The sequence below is a fragment of the Youngimonas ophiurae (nom. illeg.) genome, from assembly GCF_049803795.1.
GTDB lineage: Bacteria > Pseudomonadota > Alphaproteobacteria > Rhodobacterales > Rhodobacteraceae > Thalassobius.
In genome coordinates this window covers 386,623-403,624 of sequence record NZ_JBNAGJ010000002.1, presented here as the reverse complement: position 1 = coordinate 403,624, position 17,002 = coordinate 386,623, and the positions used below count along the sequence as shown (strand labels likewise).

Sequence of the window (17,002 nt, the reverse complement as noted above, 5' to 3'; positions counted from 1 at the left end):
ATGGATCTGAGTTACTCTGCCGAGGACATCGCATTTCGCGACGAAGTCCGGGCGTATCTGGCGGAAAATCTGCCCAAACACATCTCGGATGCGGTGCGCGAAGGCGCCGAACTGACCAAACCGATCATGGAGGAATGGCACGCCATTCTGAACGCCAAGGGCTGGCTGGCCACCATCTGGCCCAAAGAGTTCGGCGGCCCCGGCTGGAGCCCGGTGCAAAAGCACATTTTTGAGGAGGAATGCTGCCGCGCCTATGCCCCTCGGATCGTGCCATTCGGCCTGTCGATGTTGGGGCCGGTGCTGCAAAAATTCGGCAGCAAGGAACAGCAGGACCATTATCTGCCGCGCATTCTGGACGGGACGGACTGGTGGTGTCAGGGCTACTCAGAGCCAGGCGCGGGCTCGGATCTGGCCTCGCTGAAAACCCGTGCGGTGCGCGAGGGCGACGAATGGGTGATCAACGGCCAGAAAACCTGGACGACGCTGGGCCAGCACGCGGATTGGATTTTCTGCCTGTGCCGCACCGATCCGGATGCCAAACAGCAAGAAGGGATCAGCTTTATTCTGGTGGACATGGCCACGCCGGGGATCGAGGTGCGCCCGATCAAGCTGATCGAAGGCGGCCACGAGGTAAACGAGGTGTTTTTCACCGACGTCCGCGTGCCCTATGGCAATCTGGTGGGGCAGGAAAACAAAGGCTGGACCATCGCCAAATACCTGCTGACGCATGAACGCACCGGGATCGCCGGCGTTGGCTTTTCCATGCAGGCGCTGGAAGAGGTCAAGGCACTGGCGCGTAAAACGATGCGGGGCGGTAAGCCGCTGATCCAGGATCCCCTGTTCGCCGCGCGCATCGCTCAGGCCGAGATTGATCTGGAGGCGATGAAGATCACCAACCTGCGGATGCTGTTCAAGGCGCAGCAGCAGGGGGCGCCGGGGCCTGAAACCTCGATCCTGAAAATCAAGGGCACGGTGATCCATCAGGAACTAAAGGATCTGGCGCGCCGCGCGTTGGGACCGGCCGCCGCGCCTTTCCCAGGTTATATCAACGACGGCAATATGATGTTCGGCCCGTCCGATACCGCCCACAATGCGGCGCGGTATTTCAACAACCGTAAGACCTCGATTTTCGGTGGATCGAACGAGATTCAGCGCAACATCCTGACCAAGACCATGCTGGAGCTGTGAGATGGACTTTAACCTGACCGAAGACCGCCAGATGCTGGCGGACACGTTGACCCGTTTCCTGGCCGATCAATACCCGGTGGAACATCGCAATACGGTAGCGTATGCCGCGCCGTTCCACGACCCCGCCAAATGGGAGGCTATGGCCGAGCTGGGCACGCTTTTCGCGCTGGCCCCGGAAGAGGCTGGCGGCATGGGCGGTACTGGTTTCGACATCTCGGTGGTGTTCGAGGCTCTGGGCCGTCAGATTACCCCCGAACCCATCCTGGGGGCCTGCATGGCGTCGCGTCTGCTGACTGCGGCAGGTGCGGATCAAGAGGCCCTGCTGTCCGGTGCCACGAAATACGCTGTTGCGATCTCGGAACTGGATGCTGCGTATGAGCTGGATCAGATCGCCTGCACAGCGACGGGTGCCGGGGATGCCTATACCCTGTCGGGGCGCAAAAGCACCGTGTATGGCGGGCAGGTTGCGGATGTCGTTCTGGTGGCCGCCCGGCTGAATGGTTCGCTGGCCCTGTTCCAGGTGCAGGCCGCCGATGCCAGTGTCACCGGATATGCGATGATCGACGGTGCCGGCGCGGCCGAGCTGCTGCTGGATGACACTCCGGCCACACTGTTGATTGCGGACGCGGCGCAGGCGCTGGAGGATGCGATCAACGCTGGAATCGTCGCCCTGTGCGCCGAGGCCGTGGGCGCGATGGATGTCACCCATGCGATCACTGTGGATTACCTGAAACAGCGCAAACAGTTCGGCATTCCGATCGGCAAATTTCAGGTGTTGCAGCACCGTGCCGTGGATATGCTGACCGAGATCGAGCAGGCGCGCTCGATCACCATCAAGGCCGCGGCCGAACTGGGTGGCGATGAGGCCTCGCGCTATGCGTCCATGGCGAAAAACCTGATCGGACGCGCGGCGCGGCTGGTGGCCGAAGAGGCAATCCAGATGCATGGCGGAATCGCGATGACCTGGGAATATCCGGTGTCGCATTACGCCAAGCGCCTGATCATGCTGGACGCGCAGCTGGGGGATACGGATTACCACCTTAGCCGCGTGATGGCGGGCAACGCTGCGGCCTAAGCCGTTCACTATAAACAGAAAACCCCGGCAAGACTGATGCTGCCGGGGTTTTTATTTCGCTTAAATCTTGACGATCTGTTTGCCGAAATTACCCCCGCGCAGCATGTTCATAAAGGCGTCGGGGGCGTTTTCCAGCCCTTCGGCAACATCCTCGATGAACTTGATTTTCCCCTGCGCGACCAGCGGGCCGGCGCTGGCCAGAAACTCGGGCAGGCGGTTGAAATGATCCGAGATGATGAAGCCATGCACATGCAGGCGATTCACCAGAATTGTGCGCCACATCTTGGGCAGATTGTCCTTGGTGCCGGTCATGTCACCCCCCAGCGCCCCGGCATTATACCACGCGATCATACCACACAGAGGAATGCGCCCGCCGACGTTCATCAGGGGCAGGACGGCCTCCAGAACCTTGCCCGCGACGTTTTCAAAATAGATGTCCACGCCATCCGGGCAGGCCTGGGCCAGGGCGGCGCGCAGCTCTTTGGCGTCGGCATAGTCGCGGTGATCCAGACATTCATCAAATCCGAATTCGTCCCTGGCCAGAGCGCATTTTTTCGCGCCCCCGGCAATGCCGACGACGCGCAGGCCCAGGTGCTTGGCCATCTGCCCAACCATCGAGCCCACAGGCCCCGTGGCGGCTGCGACGACCAGGGTTTCGCCCTCTTTCGGGCGGCCATATTCCATCAGTCCGAACCAGCCGGTAAAGCCCGGCATCCCCAGTACCCCCAGCGCCGCGGTTGAGGGCACGGATGGGTCGATTTTGTTCAGCTGATTGCCGGGCAGACACCCGTGCGAGGCCCAGCCGAACATGCCGAACACGGTGTCGCCGGGGGTGAATTTCGGGTGGTTTGAGGCAATGACCTCGCCCACGGCGCCGCCCTCCATTGTGGCGTTCAGTTCTACCGGAACGGCGTAGGATTTCGCGTCATCCATACGCCCGCGCATGTAAGGATCCAGCGACATGTGAGTCACGCGGACCAGAACCTCGCCGTCGCCCGGAACGGGCATCGAGACCTCTTCAAAACGGAAATCGGCGTGGACGGGTTCGCCCTTGGGGCGGCGGGCCAACACCACGCGGTGCATTGTATCAGTCATGGTTTCCTCCTGTTCGAAATTCCTAGGTGCCACGGACACGGAACACCCCGGTGCCAGCCGCGATTCGTGTGCCCAGCTCGTCACAAATCGTGCCCTCGGCAAAGAACGTGCGGCGGCCTCCACCCGTACGGCGGCCTTCGCAAATCAGCAGCTTTCCTCTGGCCTGGGCCTCGTAATTGACGGTCAGCGAGAGGGTCATCGCCAGTTTCTTCTCTGTGGCCGAGCCCGTGTAGCAGCCGCAGAACCCCATGGCCGTATCCAGAATCGTAGCGAAAACCCCGCCATGCGGGATGCCATAGCGATTTCCCAAATGCGGGCGAATGGGCAGCTCGACCCGTGCAAAATCCCGCCGCCATTCGGTGATTTCAAAACCAAGGTGACGTTGCAGGGCATAGGGGTCTTCGGACAGGGCAGGATCCATGGGTTACACCGTTTTGCCCGCGTCCAGCCCGTGCCCGGCGAACATCTGAACATAACTGCCAAGCGCTTTGCCGCGCTCGGGATCCGAGGCATTTCCGTCCAGCGCGCGTTTATAAACCCCCTGGATGATCGCGGCCATCCGGAAGAAGGTAAACGCCAGATAGAAGCCGAATTTATCCACACCCGGCAGTCCGCGACGGGCGCAATAGGCGTCAATGAATTCCTGGTCGCTCATCAGCCCGTGGGCCTGGCGGTCAACCCCAGCCAGCCCGCGCCCATCGGTGCCCGGAGGCATCATCCATTGCATGATCACGGCAGCCAGATCCGCATAGGGATGGCCGGTGGTGGACAGTTCCCAATCCAGAACCGCGGCGATTTCAGGCCGGTCCTGACGGAACAGCATATTGTCGATCCGATAGTCGCCGTGCACCAGCGTGCGCTGCCCGTCCTCGGGGGGGATATTGCCGTTCAGCCAGGAGATCAGCTCTTCCATGACGGGCAGGTGATCGGTTTCCGAGGCCCGGTATTGTTTTGTCCAGCGGTCGATCTGACGGCGATAATAATTGCCCTGGGGGCCATAATCGGACAGGCCGACGGCGGGCAGATCGACATTGTGGATCGCGGCCAGCACGCGGTTCATCGCGTCCTGAATTGGGCGGCGCTCTGGGGTGGTCAGTTCGTTCAGGCGGGGGTCATTGAAATGCCGGCCCTGCACTTCCTCCATCACGTAAAAGGCCGAGCCGATGACATCGTCGTCCTCGCACAGGTGGTACATTCTGGCGACGGGGACATCTGTGTTTTGCAGGGCATGTTGCACACGGAATTCGCGATCCACCGCATGGGCCGATTTCAGCAGCACGCCGGGCGGTTTGCGCCGCAGCACATAGGTGCCAGCGGGGGTGATCAGCCGAAAAGTCGGGTTGGACTGGCCGACGTTGAATTTTTGCGCCTCTACGGGGCCGGTAAAACCCGGTATCTTGCCGGTCAGATAGGCGGCAACGGCGTCGGTATCCAGCTTGGTTGGGTCAGTTTGTGTCATGGGCGCTCCTCAGCTATAGGTCAGCAAGGGGTCGGAATTGGCCGCCGTGATATGCGGCGTTTCGTTGAAACCGTGCAGGTAGAAGCTGCGTTCAGAAAAGACAAAGCGGTTCACGGCGCAGTTTTTCATCTGCAATTGCAGCTTGATCTGCTGTTCAGAGGGGGCGTCCAGAACCGAGGCAATCATCTGTCCGATCGCCCCACCCGAGCTGACCGCGACGATCGTCTGCCCGCCGCTGGCGGTGATCGCCTGACGCGAGGCCTCGACCCGTGCCGCAAACGCGGCCCAGGTTTCCGGGGGATTGCGAATCTCGTCGCGTTGCCAGGCCAGCACCGTGTCGCGCAGCGTCCGGAAATGCGATTTGCGTTCGGAATGCATGTTCTCGGGGGCGGGGCGGTCCGCATAGTGGGCGTCCAGCAGGTTCTTGAAGTCGAACTCGTTCAGCCCCGGCAGGATCGAGGCTTCGGCAGGATCGCGCCCCATGCCCTTCAGGATTCCCTCCAGCGTTTCGCGGTGGCGGCGCTGCGCCCCGATAAACAGGGTGTCCGGCTGCACGCCCTGACGTGCCAGGGCCTTGCCCAGTTCAAAGGATTGCTGATGCCCCAGATCAGACAGAACATCGTAATTTGCGGCCCCGAACGAGGCTTGGGCATGGCGGATCAGGTAAAGTTCGGGCATGAGTCTTTCCGATTGGCCGGGGGGATACGCCCCCGTATGTTATAGGACTTCGAACAGGCCGGCAGCGCCCATGCCGCCGCCCACACACATGGTGCAGACAACGTATTTGGCCCCGCGGCGTTTGCCCTCGATCAGCGCGTGGCCAACCATACGGGCACCCGACATACCGTAGGGGTGCCCGACCGAGATTGCCCCCCCGTTCACGTTCAGAATATCCTCGGGGATGCCCAGCACGCGGGCCGAATGCAGAACCTGACAGGCAAACGCTTCGTTCAGTTCCCACAGGCCGATGTCGTCCATCTTTAGCCCGTGCGCGGCCAGCAGCTTGGGGACGGCATAGATGGGGCCGATGCCCATTTCGTCGGGTTCCAGACCGGCGGCCATCACGCCAACATAGCGGCCCAGCGGCTGTAGTCCGCGTTGCTCGGCCATCTTTGCCTCCATGATGACCGAGGCCGAGGCCCCGTCGGACAGCTGGCTGGCATTGCCGGCGGTGATGAACTTGCCTTCCTGCACGGCCTGGCCGTCCTTGAACACGGGCGCCAGAGATTGCAGGTTTTCCAGCGTGGTGCCGGGGCGGTTGCCTTCGTCCCTGGTCAGCGTCACCTCTTTGAACGAAACCTCTTTGGTTTCCTTGTCCATCACGCCCATGGTGCTGGTCAGCGGCACGATCTCGTCATCGAACTTGCCTGCGTCCTGCGCGGCTGCGGTGCGCTGCTGCGATTGCAGGGCATAGGCGTCTTGATCCTCGCGGCTGACGTTATAGCGATCCGCGACGATTTCAGCGGTTTCCAGCATGGACATATATAGCGAGGGCTTGTGTTCCTTGGTCCAGGGATCGGCCAGCCAGTCCATCCGCATTTTCTGGTTCTGCACCAGGCTGATGGATTCCACGCCGCCCCCGATGCAGATGTCCATGCCGTCATGGATGACCTGTTTGGCTGCGGTGGCGATGGCCATCATGCCGCTGGCGCATTGGCGGTCCATCGACATGCCGCCAATGGTGACGGGCAGGCCCGCGCGGATCACCGCCTGACGGCCGATATTCCCCCCGGTCGAGCCCTGCTGAATCGCCGCACCAATCACGCAATCGCTGATTTCGGACCCGTCCAGCCCTGCGCGGCTGACGGCGTTACTGACGGCATGGCCGATCAGCTCCTGCGCCGAGGTGTTGTTGAACGCGCCGCGATAGGCCTTGCCGATCGGGGTACGGGCGGTGGAAACGATAACTGCGTCACGCATGGGTTAATCCTTTTGCTCTAGCTTGATGCCGCGCAGATCGGCGGCCATGCGGATGTATTTGTTGGTCTGATCAAAGGCGCCGGCCATCGGAGTCTGGCCGTCTGCGCTGCGGATGGTGTCCATGTTGGCCAGCACGCCTTCGGGGGACAGATCATCGCCCATCAGCGCCACGCCGCGGGTTTCGTAAACCTTGGTTTCGGCAAAGCAGCCGCCACCCGCGCCCAGGATCATCCGGCTGGGGGCGTGCTCGCTGACCAGGGCCAGCAGGCCGGGAGTGATGGTTTCGGGTTGCAACAGGCCGCGCACCTCGGCGGGGAACAGTTCCTCGGTCATGCGGGTGGTGGCGGTGGGGGCCAGCATGTTGGTGCGGATGTTCTTGCGGCTGCCCTCTTGGTGCAGCACGTTCATCAGCCCCAGCATCGAGGCCTTGGCCGCGCCGTAGTTCGACTGCCCGAAATTGCCATACAGCCCCGAGGACGAGGTGGTCAGGACAATCCGGCCATACTCGCGTTCCAGCATGTGACGCCACAGGGCGTGCGTGCAGTTGACGGTGCCCATCAGATGCACGTCCACCACCATCCTGAAATCATCCAGCGTCATCTTGGCAAAGGTTTTATCGCGCAGAATGCCCGCGTTATTCACCAGAATATCCACATGGCCATATTCGGCAATCGCCTGATCCACCATGGCCTGAACCTGGTCGGGCTCGGCCACGTTTGCGCCGTTTGCGATGGCTTTGCCACCTGCGGCGCGGATCTGTTCCACCACGGCCTGCGCCGCCTGAGAACCCGAGCCGCTGCCGTCGGTCGCCGCCCCCAGATCGTTCACGATCACCTTGGCCCCGCGCGCGGCCAGACCCAGCGCATGGCTGCGCCCCAGCCCGGCCCCCGCGCCGGTGACAATGGCCACGCGGCCGTCAAAACGTACTTCGCTCATGTCAATTGCCTCCGAAATAACGGCGGCCGATCCATTCCGCGATCAGCGCGGGGCGGTCCTGGCCTTCGATCTCGACCGTGACGGTCATCGTTGTCTGCAATTCACCGGGGCGGATTTCCTGCACCCTGGCCATGGTGAAATGGCCCCGGATGCGCGCGCCCACCTTTACCGGCGACACAAAGCGCACCTTTTCGAACCCATAATTCACAGCCATCGTGGTGCCTTCGACGTCGGGCAGCTGATAGGCCATCGCCGACAATAACGAGAGCGTCAGGAACCCATGCGCGATCGTGCTGCCAAAGGGCGTCTGCGCGGCGCGTTCGGGATCGACGTGGATGAATTGATGGTCATGGGTGCAATCGGCAAAGGCGTCAATCTGGGCCTGGGTGATCTGCATCCAGTCGGAACTGCCCATCGGCTGGCCGACCAGCGCCTCGAATTCCGCGCGTGAGATTTTCTGGGGGGTGTCGGTCATGATCAGATATTCTCGTTAAACAGGGTCTGAGTGCTGGACGATTGCATCCCCCCCGACAGCGGCAAAATCGCGCCCGAGACATAAGACCCCGCCTTGCCGCACAGGTATTGCAGCGCGCCGGCGATGTCCTCGGGGCAGCCGACGCGGCCCAGCGGGATACCCTTGGCCGAGCGCTCCTGCCCCTCTTCCGAGCCAATGGCAAAGGCGGTCATATTCGACACGAACGGCCCCGGCGCGATGGCGTTCACGGTGATCCCCTGCGGTGCCAGATCGTTCGAGAGCACGCGGGTCATGTGATGCACGGCGCCTTTGGAAACCGCGTAGGAATAGGTTGCCGTGCCCTTGGGGACATCCCCCATGACCGAGCCCACATTGACCACCCGCGCCGGATCTGTCGGAGTGCTGGCCCGCAGCAGCAGCGGCAGCAGGGATTGCGTCAGATGGAACATGCCGGTGACGTTCAGGCTTAGCAGTTTTTCCCAGGCTTCATAGGGGTGCTGGCCCAGGGGCGCGCCCCAGGTGCGACCGGCGTTATTCATCAGGATATGCAGGCGGTCGGTGCGGGCGTTTACCTTGGCCACCAGGGCGGCGATGCCCTCTTCGGTTGACACATCCCCGCCAAAGCCCTCGGCCTGGCCGGGGTAATCCATCGCGTTCAGCTCGGCGGCGACGGCCTGGCAGGCGTCGCCCTTGCGGCTGGCAATCAGCACGCGGGCACCAGCGGCCATCAGCCCCTCAGCAGCCATGCGCCCAATCCCGGTGGCACCCCCGGTGACCAGAGCGGCTTTTCCAGTTAAATCAAACAGATCAGTGGGTTTCATGGTGTCCTCCTTAGAACCCGCGCGCCGCAGCGACGCGTTCGGCATGGTAGCCATAGTCGCCCAGCCATTCGGCCCCGACGCGGGCGCGTTTCATGTAGAAACCGATGTCATATTCATCCGTCATACCGATGCCGCCATGCATCTGAACGCCCTCGGACACGGCCAGTTTTGCCGTTGCGGTTGCGCGGGCCTTGGCCACAGATACGGCCAATGTGGCCTCTTCCGGAGAGGCATCCAACACCCGCCCCGCGTTCATGACCGCGCTTGAGGTCACTTCGATTTCGCTCCACAGATGGGCGGCGCGGTGCTGCAACGCCTGAAAACTGCCGATCGTCCGGTCGAACTGTTTGCGTTCCTTCAGATAGCCGATGGTCATGCCATAGGCCCCGCCTGCAACACCGATCATCTCGGCGGCCAGGGCGGCCTGTCCGGCCTCAAGCGTACGGTTCAGTATGGGGGTGGCGTTGTCCAGCTCGCCCAGGATGTCGTCGCCGGTTGCAGCAACCGCGTCCAGAGTGATCTGCGCATGGTCCCGGCTGTCGATGCTGGGACGGGGCTGGCGGGAAATTCCGGGGCGGCTGGACTCGATGTCGAAAAGCGTCAGGCCCTGTGTGTCGCCCGCCGCGCCGCTTGTGCGCGCCAGCACCAGCAGACGATCAGCGGTACTGCCTTCGGCGACAAAGCGTTTGACGCCGGACAGCATGTAGGCGTTTCCGGATTTTTCGGCGCGCAATGCGGTGCCGGCGGGGGTGTGTTTACTGCCTTCATCCACGGCCAGCGCATAGGTCACGCTGCCCTCGGCGATCTGCCCCACACGATCCGAGGCAGCCCTGCGCAGGGCCGTTGCCGCCATGACCGCGGTCGAGATGAACGGGCTGGCCGCCAGAACGGCGCCCATCTCCTCGGAGAGAATCCCCGCCGCGCGATGGCCCATGTCGGCCCCGCCCTGCGGCTCGCCGATCAGCACGCCGGCCCAGCCCATCTGCGCCATTTCACGCCACAATCCGGGGTCAAACGCCCGCCCCTGATCGCGGTTTTCCCGCAGCGATCTGATCGGAGAAGCATCCGCCAAAAACCCGCGCGCGGCGTCACGCAGCATGGTTTCATCTTCGGTTTCCAGAAGGTTCGTCATCGAAAATATCCTTATACCGAAGGAAGTTGCAGGACGCGTTTGGCGATGATGTCCAGCATGACCTCGCTGGTGCCGCCCTCGATCGAGTTTGCCTTGGTGCGCAGCCATTCCGGTGCCAGCCCGCCGTGCGGCCCGTCCCATTCAAGCCCCTCGGATCCGGCGGCGGACATCAGCAGCTCGTACCGGCGTTTGTTAATTTCGGTGCCGTAATATTTCAGCATGGCCGAGGCATTGCCCAACCCGCGCCCGGCCTCGGCCTGGTCTTTGTAGCGCTCCATCGTCAGGCCGAAGGCCAGGGTGTCTATCTCCAGCTCCATCGCCTGACTGCGGATCACCGCATCTTTTGCCGCGCCATTTTCCAGCCCGGCCAAGAACCCGCCCAGCGGCCGCTCGCCCAGCAATCCGCGCGCGCCGTCGCCGATCATTTCGCGTTCGTGGGTCAGCAGATGTTTGGCCACGTCCCAGCCGCGATTCTGCGTGCCAACAATCGAGGAAACCCCCGTGCCATAGCTTTTGGGCACTTTCACATTGTCGAAAAACGTCTCGCAGAATGGTGACTTCCCCGAGATCAGCTTGATCGGTTTCGTCGTCACGCCGGGGCTGCTCATGTCGATCAGCATAAAGCTGATGCCTTTGTGTTTCGGGGCCTCGCGGTCCGTGCGGACCAGGGCGAAAATCCAGTCGGCCTTATCCGCGTAGGACGTCCAGATTTTCTGCCCGTTGATCAGCCAGTGGTCGCCCATGTCCTCGGCTCTGGTCTGAACATTCGCCAGATCCGAGCCGGCCCCCGGTTCGGAATAGCCCTGACACCAGCGGATCTCGCCCCGCGTGATCGGCGGCAGGAAATGCGCCTTTTGTTCGTGGGTTCCGAATTCCAGCAAGGCCGGGCCCAGCATCCACAGGCCGAAGCTTTCCAGCGGGGTGGGGGCCTCCAGCCGGGTCATTTCCTGGCGGAGGATTTTCTCTTGGGCGCGGGTCAGCCCGCCGCCGCCGTATTCCGTGGGCCAGCGCGGAGCCGTCATGCCACGGGCAATCGCCGCCTCCATCCAGTTTTTCTGATCCTGCCGTTTGAAGACCCAGTTTTTACCGCCCCAGACGATCAGATTTTCATCCATCGTTTCGCCGCGCAGCGTGTTCGGGCAATTGTCAGTAATCCAGTCCGCAATGTCTGTGCGGAACCTGGCCAAATCATCGGTCATGACACCCCTCCCTCTGGTGCATGTTTTGCAATGCAGAATAGAATTTCACGCCTCTTAAGCAAGCCATCCCGCGCGGCAAAAGCCAGTGACGCCGCGTAGTTTTCGTCAGACGATGTGGGCCAAGCCAAGATTCGCAAAAGTCAGGCCAAATGACGTGACGTTCTGGGCGTGCTGCGCAATCAGACCTTAGCGCAGATCCGGCAACACATAGTCGGTCAGCTGCCTGCGCAGGGTCAGTTTTGAGATTTTACCCGTTGCGGTCAGGGGCAGTTCCGGCACCCAGATCACATCATCGGGCAGCTGCCATTTGGCGAAATGTTCGGACATATGCGCGTGGATGTCCTCTAGCGAGGGCCGGGCGCTGTCTGCCGCGACGGCCACCAGAACCGGGCGCTCGTCCCATTTCGGATGGGCCATCGCAATCGCCGCACAGGTGGCGATGCCGGGATGCGAGGTGGCCGCATTTTCCAGATCAATCGAAGAAATCCACTCGCCGCCCGATTTTATCAGATCCTTGGCGCGGTCCTGAATGGACAGGATACCGTGCGGGTCGATGCTGGCGATGTCTCCGGTGCCAAACCAGCCGTCGGCATCCATCGCGGCGGCGCTGGCCTCGGGGTTGTTGAAATATCCGGACACCACCGTATTGCCGCGCACGTACAGCTCGCCGATGGCGGTGCCATCATGAGGCTGCGCGGTGCCGTCCTCGTCCACGATTTTCAGATCCACGCCAAAGACCCGTCGGCCCTGAAGCGATTTCTTGTCGATCATCTGGTCGAAGGGCAGGCTTTCCACCCAGCGCGGCATGTTGCCGTGGGTGCCGATGGGGCTCATTTCCGTCATGCCCCAGGCATGGCCGACTGCAACGCCCATTTGCTCGAACTTTTCGATCATCACGCGCGGCGCGGCGGAACCGCCCACAACCACATCGCTGAATCCGGCGGGCTTGCGCCCCTGTTTGTCGATTTCGGCCATCAGGCCCTGCCAGACCGTGGGCACGCCCCAGGCGCTGTCTACCTGTTCGTCATCCATCAGCCTGAACAGGCTGGCGCCGTCCAGATGCTGACCGGGCATCACCAGCGACATTCCCAAAAGCGGTGCCGTATAGGGCAGCCCCCAGGCGTTCACATGGAACAGAGGCACAACGGGCAGGATTTTGCCCTCTTTAGGAAGCGCGCTGCCCAGCACATTGCCCACGATCAGCGCGTGCAGCACGGTCGAGCGATGCGTATAAAGAGCGCCCTTGGGATTGCCCGTCGTCCCCGAGGTATAGCACAGGCCCGAGGCGGTGTTTTCATCGAAAACCGGCCAGTCGAAATGATCGGGCTGCCCGTCCAGCAATGTCTCATAGCAGAGCGCATTCAGGCTGTTTTCAGGCATATGGGCCCGGTCGGTCATGATCACATAGGTCAGATCGGCGGGCAGGTCGTTCTGCACGGCCTCTAGGATCGGAACAAAGCTGACATCGACAAACAGCACCTTATCCTGGGCGTGGTTGACGATATAGATCAGCTGTTCGGCCGACAGGCGCGGGTTGATCGTGTGACAGATCGCGCCCTGGCCTGAAATGGCGTAGTACAGCTCGAAATGCCGGTATCCGTTCCAGGCCAGCGTGGCGATCCTATCCCCCAGTTGCACGCCCATTCCGCGCAGGGCATGGGCCAGCCGGCACACGCGCGGCAGCGTTTCCGCATAGGTCTGACGATGAATATCCCCTTCGGTCCGAACCGAGACGATCTCGGCATTCGGATTGGCCTCGGCGGCATATGTCAGAATATCGCTGATCCGCAGCGGCTGCTGCATCATCATGCCTTGCATGAGTCTCCTCCCGTTTTCTCCCTTGGGGAGGTTAGCGCGAAGTCGGTCACGCGCAAATGCGAAAATGTATTCCGCTATGCGATTTTTTCAACATATGGAAAAGGCCGGAGATTTCAGGGATTTAGGCAATATTTCAAGCGGTTACATGTGGGGCTGTGCCGCTCCGTCATTTTTTCCGGTGGTTGCCCTGTGGTCAGACTAACCCTAGGCTGCGGCGCAGCGAGAGGCTCGGGGAGGGCCGTAACTGGACGGGAGGAAGCCTGATGAAGGCAATTGTCAGCCATGAATTCGCGCCGCTGGACGCGCTGAAATACGAAGATGCGCCAGACCCGGCAGCCGAAGGGCGCAAAGTGGTGATCCGGGTCGAGGCCGCAGGGGTGAACTATCCTGACGGGCTGGTCGTGCAGGGGCTGTATCAGATGAAGCCGCCGCATCCGTTCACACCGGGGATGGAGGTGGCCGGGGTGGTCGAAACCGTTGGGCCAGATGTGCGCAACCTGTCTGTCGGGGACCGTGTTGTCACGATTTGCGAGCTGGGTGGCTATGCTGAAAAAGTCGCCGCGGACGAGCGCCGGGTCTTTCCCATCGGGGATATGGACAGCGCGGATGCCTGCGCGTTGATGGTGGCCTATGGCACCTCGCATCATGCGCTGAAACAGCGCGCGGCGCTGCAACCGGGCGAGACTCTGTGCGTGCTGGGGGGCGCTGGCGCCACCGGGATCGCGGCCATTCAGATCGGGAAAATCATGGGCGCGCGCGTGATTGCCGTGTGCTCGACCCCGGAAAAGCGCAAGCTGGCGCAAGAGGCCGGTGCGGACGAAACCATCGGCTATGACAGTCTCAAGGACGATCTGAAGGCGCTGACGGATGGCAAGGGCGTGGATGTGGTCTATGATGTGGTGGGCGGCGCGGCGTTTGACGCGTGCTCGCGTTCGATGGCGCGCAATGGCCGTCTGCTGATCATCGGTTTCGCCAGCGGTGAAATTCCGAAATTCCCGGTGAATCTGGCGCTGGTAAAGGAATATGCCGTGGTCGGTGTATTCTGGGGCAATTTCACCCGCGCCGAGCCGCAGGTCTATGCCGACAACATGAAGCAGCTGATCGGCTGGTATCAGGACGGCAAGGTCAAACCTCTGATCGAGGGGCGCTATCCGCTGTCCGAGGCCGCCGGGGTTTTGAAACGTGTCCTGGGCCGCGGCGCGACGGGGAAGCTGGTGCTGATCCCCTGATATTACTGGCGCTGGCGCGTGCAGCGCCGCGCCTTACCCGCTGGTCCGGGCGATTGTGTTGCGCATCTGAACCAGCTTGGGGCCCAGTTCGTTTTCCAGCCGGTCTATGGGCAGGATATAGGCCGGGCCGCCCAGATTGAACGCCAGCATCGGCGTGTCGCCATGCATGGACCGATACGGCACCGAGACCGCGTTCACATCCGGCTGCCACATACCTTTGTTCAGATAGAAGCCTCGGGTGCGTATCTGTTGGGCGGCTTCCTCGATCTCATCTTGCAGCCGGGACCAGTCCGCGGGCGGAGTGCGTTCCTGAAGGCGTTGCATGATCTGGTTGCGCTCGTGTTCATCCGTGCCCGCGATATAGGCGCGCCCCATTGCCGAGCGCGCCAGGGAAAGCCGCGAGCCCACGTTCAATTGTAGCGAAATCATCCCAGCCGAGGCCCGCGCCGCCGCGATATAGGTCATCTTCATGTCGTCGCGCCCCCCCAGCGCGACCATAACGCCGTCGCCGGATTCATCGGCCAGGCGCTGCATGTGCGGCTGTACGGTTTCACGGATGCGCAGCCCCCCCAGACAGGCATAGCCCAGCCCCAGAACCGGGACACCCATACGGTAGCGTCCGGTTTCTTCGTGATAGACCAGATAGCCCAGCTTCAGCAGGGTGTAGGTCAGGCGTGAAACGGTCGAGTTCGGCAGGCCGGTCCGCTGGGCCAGCTCGCGATTTCCCAGCCCCGAGTGATCACTCGGGCGGAAAGCCCGCAGGATTTCCAGCCCGCGATGCAGGGCGGTTACGAATTGGCGATCACCGGAATGTTCATTCTCGATCAGATCTTCCGAGAGTTCGGTGCTACGCTTTCTCAAGTCTGTCTCCGTGGCGGGGGGCTGGTCTTTGGGCGCGGGCGTTAATCGGACCTACTGTATGGGGCCTTCGCGGGTCAAGCTTAACAGCCTTAAACATTGGCGTTTTCGCGGCTTTGCAGCTCGCGCCAGAGCACCTTGCCTGATCCCGATTTCGGCAGCTCTGGCGTGAATTCGATCACGCGGGGGCATTTATAGGCGGCCATTTCCGCGTGACACCAGTCGATGATCTCTTGGGGGGTGGGGGCTTGTCCGGGTTTGGGAACGATCACGGCCTTCACGCTTTCGCCGCGCCGCTGATCCGGGGTTGCGATGATGCAGACCTCGGCGATGCTGGGGTGTTTGTGCATCATGTTTTCAACCTCGGCCGGCCAGATTTTGAACCCGCTGGCATTGATCATGCGTTTGACGCGATCCACCATGTAGAAATAGCCGGTCTCGTCATAATAGCCCAGATCGCCGGTGCGGATGAAGGTTTTGCCCTCCATCTCGAACAGCGCCTCGTTCGTTGCGCCCGGATTGCGCCAGTAGCCCAGAAAAACCTGCGGACCCGAGGTGACGATCTCGCCCACCTCATGCGGGCCCAGCTGGGTTCCGTCAGAGACGGACAGCACGCGGCAATCCACGTCGAACACCGGCACGCCCAGGCATTGACGGCGCGGCGCATGGGTGGGGTTTATATGGGTCGCGGCCATGGTTTCGGACATGCCGTAGCCTTCGATGTAATCCAGCCCGGTCAGCGTTTTCAGACGGGTGGCGATGGCCTTGGGCATGGCGGCACCGCCGCCGCCGATCGCTTGCAGGCTGCTTAGATCGTAGCGCGTCAGATCGGGCGCGTTGACCAGATCAATCGCCATCGTGGAAATCGAGCGCCAGCGCGTGACCCTGTGCCGCTCTATCAGCCGCGCGGCGGTGCTGCGATCCCAGCGGGTCATGATCACCAGCGTCCCGCCCGAGAAAATCGGCCCGTTCATAGCGGCCTGCATCCCGGTGACGTGGAACAGGGGCAGCACCGAAAGGCTGATGTCCTGACGTGTCATCGGGTTCCAGGCCACGCCGCCGACGCAGGTGACCTGAACGGTGCGATGCGAATGCATACAGCCCTTCGGGTGGCCCGTCGTTCCCGAAGAATAGGGGATCACCGCCAGATCGTCGGGCTGGGCGGTATGCGGATCGGGGGGGCATTGGCTGGCGACAGCATCCGCCCATCGCACGATGCCCGCCCCCTTGATCTGGCTTGCGCGTAGCTGCGCCAGAGCCTGAGGCAGGGGGATGTCATAATCCGGATTGGCCTGCTCGGAATAGGTTGCCGCGATGACGCATTGCAGGTGGTCCTCGTCCAGCAGAGGGGAGACCTGGCTCAGCAGTTCCTGGCCCGCGATCATGATCCGGGCCCCTGAATCCTCGGTATAGTGGATCAGCTCGGCATGGCGGCTCATGGGGTTGACGGGCACCACGACGGCATCGGCGCGCAGAATGGCGTAATAGGCGATCACGAACTGAGGCGCGTTCTGCATATACAGCAACACCCTGTCACCCTTTTGCACGCCGGCATGATGTTGCAGAAAACCGGCCAGGGATTCGACCTGAGCCAGCAGCTGCCCATAGGACATCTGCGCCCCATGATACAGAATTGCGGGGTGATCGGGGGCCTGGGTTGCGCTGTTCAGCAGGTTCTGAAAAATCGTCTGATCGGGCAGTTCCAGGTGATGCGGGACACCTTCGGGCCAGACAGAGAAATGGCGATCAGACATTTCTGCCGCCCTTATATACGCAGGCGTATGGTTGGCTGTCGGC

General features: G+C 62.0%; 16 protein-coding genes. 3 read left to right on the top strand and 13 right to left on the bottom strand.

The genetic code is table 11. From position 1 onward, the window contains the following. Both ACP15O_RS06445 and ACP15O_RS06440 read left to right on the top strand, forming a co-directional pair. Positions 1-1,188: an acyl-CoA dehydrogenase family protein gene (locus ACP15O_RS06445; RefSeq protein WP_425095226.1), complete on the top strand. Its 1,188-nt coding sequence runs from the start codon at positions 1-3 to the stop codon at positions 1,186-1,188. 1 nt (position 1,189) lies between these two features. Next, positions 1,190-2,263 (top strand): acyl-CoA dehydrogenase family protein, encoded by a 1,074-nt coding sequence (locus ACP15O_RS06440; protein ID WP_425095225.1) that lies wholly within the window; start codon positions 1,190-1,192, stop codon positions 2,261-2,263. 60 nt (positions 2,264-2,323) lie between these two features. Here ACP15O_RS06440 and ACP15O_RS06435 read toward each other — a convergent pair whose 3' ends face one another. The 11 genes from ACP15O_RS06435 to ACP15O_RS06385 form a co-directional block, all read right to left on the bottom strand. Continuing rightward, positions 2,324-3,358, bottom strand: coding sequence for an NADP-dependent oxidoreductase (locus ACP15O_RS06435; protein ID WP_425095224.1), 1,035 nt, complete (start codon positions 3,356-3,358; stop codon positions 2,324-2,326). Positions 3,359-3,380: 22 nt separating this feature from the next. Further along, positions 3,381-3,779: a PaaI family thioesterase gene (locus ACP15O_RS06430; protein WP_425095223.1), complete on the bottom strand. Its 399-nt coding sequence runs from the start codon at positions 3,777-3,779 to the stop codon at positions 3,381-3,383. Positions 3,780-3,782: 3 nt separating this feature from the next. Next, entirely contained in the window at positions 3,783-4,817 is a 1,035-nt protein-coding gene (locus tag ACP15O_RS06425; RefSeq protein ID WP_425095222.1) for a phosphotransferase family protein, read from the bottom strand. 9 nt (positions 4,818-4,826) lie between these two features. Then, complete coding sequence (locus tag ACP15O_RS06420) at positions 4,827-5,495, bottom strand: histidine phosphatase family protein (protein ID WP_425095221.1); 669 nt, start codon at positions 5,493-5,495, stop codon at positions 4,827-4,829. Positions 5,496-5,534: 39 nt separating this feature from the next. Further along, entirely contained in the window at positions 5,535-6,737 is a 1,203-nt protein-coding gene (locus ACP15O_RS06415) for an acetyl-CoA C-acyltransferase (RefSeq protein ID WP_425095220.1), read from the bottom strand. Between the two features lie 3 nt (positions 6,738-6,740). After that, positions 6,741-7,673, bottom strand: a complete 933-nt coding sequence (locus ACP15O_RS06410) for an SDR family NAD(P)-dependent oxidoreductase (protein WP_425095219.1) — start codon at positions 7,671-7,673, stop codon at positions 6,741-6,743. A gap of 1 nt (position 7,674) precedes the next feature. Next, a complete protein-coding gene (locus tag ACP15O_RS06405) occupies positions 7,675-8,148 on the bottom strand; it encodes a MaoC family dehydratase (protein ID WP_425095218.1) in 474 nt (157 codons plus the stop codon). Positions 8,149-8,150: 2 nt separating this feature from the next. After that, a complete protein-coding gene (locus tag ACP15O_RS06400; protein WP_425095217.1) occupies positions 8,151-8,969 on the bottom strand; it encodes an SDR family NAD(P)-dependent oxidoreductase in 819 nt (272 codons plus the stop codon). Positions 8,970-8,979: 10 nt separating this feature from the next. Next, positions 8,980-10,101, bottom strand: a complete 1,122-nt coding sequence (locus tag ACP15O_RS06395; protein WP_425095216.1) for an acyl-CoA dehydrogenase family protein — start codon at positions 10,099-10,101, stop codon at positions 8,980-8,982. An 11-nt stretch (positions 10,102-10,112) separates the two neighbouring features. Beyond that, entirely contained in the window at positions 10,113-11,300 is a 1,188-nt protein-coding gene (locus ACP15O_RS06390; RefSeq protein WP_425095215.1) for an acyl-CoA dehydrogenase family protein, read from the bottom strand. A gap of 186 nt (positions 11,301-11,486) precedes the next feature. Then, entirely contained in the window at positions 11,487-13,118 is a 1,632-nt protein-coding gene (locus ACP15O_RS06385; RefSeq protein WP_425095214.1) for a long-chain fatty acid--CoA ligase, read from the bottom strand. A 263-nt stretch (positions 13,119-13,381) separates the two neighbouring features. On the opposite strand from ACP15O_RS06385, the gene ACP15O_RS06380 reads away from it, so the two are divergent. After that, positions 13,382-14,347 carry an NADPH:quinone oxidoreductase family protein gene (locus ACP15O_RS06380; protein WP_425095213.1) on the top strand — a complete coding sequence of 322 codons (966 nt, stop codon included), beginning with the start codon at positions 13,382-13,384 and terminating at the stop codon, positions 14,345-14,347. Positions 14,348-14,380: 33 nt separating this feature from the next. On the opposite strand, the gene ACP15O_RS06375 is transcribed toward ACP15O_RS06380, so the two are convergent. Both ACP15O_RS06375 and ACP15O_RS06370 read right to left on the bottom strand, forming a co-directional pair. Then, on the bottom strand, positions 14,381-15,208 hold the full coding sequence (locus tag ACP15O_RS06375) for an IclR family transcriptional regulator (protein WP_425095212.1): 828 nt from the start codon (positions 15,206-15,208) through the stop codon (positions 14,381-14,383). Between the two features lie 89 nt (positions 15,209-15,297). After that, positions 15,298-16,959, bottom strand: coding sequence for a long-chain-fatty-acid--CoA ligase (locus tag ACP15O_RS06370; RefSeq protein WP_425095211.1), 1,662 nt, complete (start codon positions 16,957-16,959; stop codon positions 15,298-15,300). Between the last annotated feature and the right edge of the window lie 43 nt (positions 16,960-17,002).

What these genes read in the sequence shown, in the direction of transcription:
- ACP15O_RS06400 (WP_425095217.1), bottom strand. Translation starts at nt 8,969, where the DNA reads ATGAAACCCACTGATCTGTTTGATTTAACTGGAAAAGCCGCTCTGGTC.
- ACP15O_RS06430 (WP_425095223.1), bottom strand. Translation starts at nt 3,779, where the DNA reads ATGGATCCTGCCCTGTCCGAAGACCCCTATGCCCTGCAACGTCACCTT.
- ACP15O_RS06385 (WP_425095214.1), bottom strand. Translation starts at nt 13,118, where the DNA reads ATGCAAGGCATGATGATGCAGCAGCCGCTGCGGATCAGCGATATTCTG.
- ACP15O_RS06405 (WP_425095218.1), bottom strand. Translation starts at nt 8,148, where the DNA reads ATGACCGACACCCCCCAGAAAATCTCACGCGCGGAATTCGAGGCGCTG.
- ACP15O_RS06425 (WP_425095222.1), bottom strand. Translation starts at nt 4,817, where the DNA reads ATGACACAAACTGACCCAACCAAGCTGGATACCGACGCCGTTGCCGCC.
- ACP15O_RS06370 (WP_425095211.1), bottom strand. Translation starts at nt 16,959, where the DNA reads ATGTCTGATCGCCATTTCTCTGTCTGGCCCGAAGGTGTCCCGCATCAC.
- ACP15O_RS06415 (WP_425095220.1), bottom strand. Translation starts at nt 6,737, where the DNA reads ATGCGTGACGCAGTTATCGTTTCCACCGCCCGTACCCCGATCGGCAAG.
- ACP15O_RS06410 (WP_425095219.1), bottom strand. Translation starts at nt 7,673, where the DNA reads ATGAGCGAAGTACGTTTTGACGGCCGCGTGGCCATTGTCACCGGCGCG.
- ACP15O_RS06420 (WP_425095221.1), bottom strand. Translation starts at nt 5,495, where the DNA reads ATGCCCGAACTTTACCTGATCCGCCATGCCCAAGCCTCGTTCGGGGCC.
- ACP15O_RS06380 (WP_425095213.1), top strand. Translation starts at nt 13,382, where the DNA reads ATGAAGGCAATTGTCAGCCATGAATTCGCGCCGCTGGACGCGCTGAAA.
- ACP15O_RS06395 (WP_425095216.1), bottom strand. Translation starts at nt 10,101, where the DNA reads ATGACGAACCTTCTGGAAACCGAAGATGAAACCATGCTGCGTGACGCC.
- ACP15O_RS06445 (WP_425095226.1), top strand. Translation starts at nt 1, where the DNA reads ATGGATCTGAGTTACTCTGCCGAGGACATCGCATTTCGCGACGAAGTC.
- ACP15O_RS06390 (WP_425095215.1), bottom strand. Translation starts at nt 11,300, where the DNA reads ATGACCGATGATTTGGCCAGGTTCCGCACAGACATTGCGGACTGGATT.
- ACP15O_RS06440 (WP_425095225.1), top strand. Translation starts at nt 1,190, where the DNA reads ATGGACTTTAACCTGACCGAAGACCGCCAGATGCTGGCGGACACGTTG.
- ACP15O_RS06435 (WP_425095224.1), bottom strand. Translation starts at nt 3,358, where the DNA reads ATGACTGATACAATGCACCGCGTGGTGTTGGCCCGCCGCCCCAAGGGC.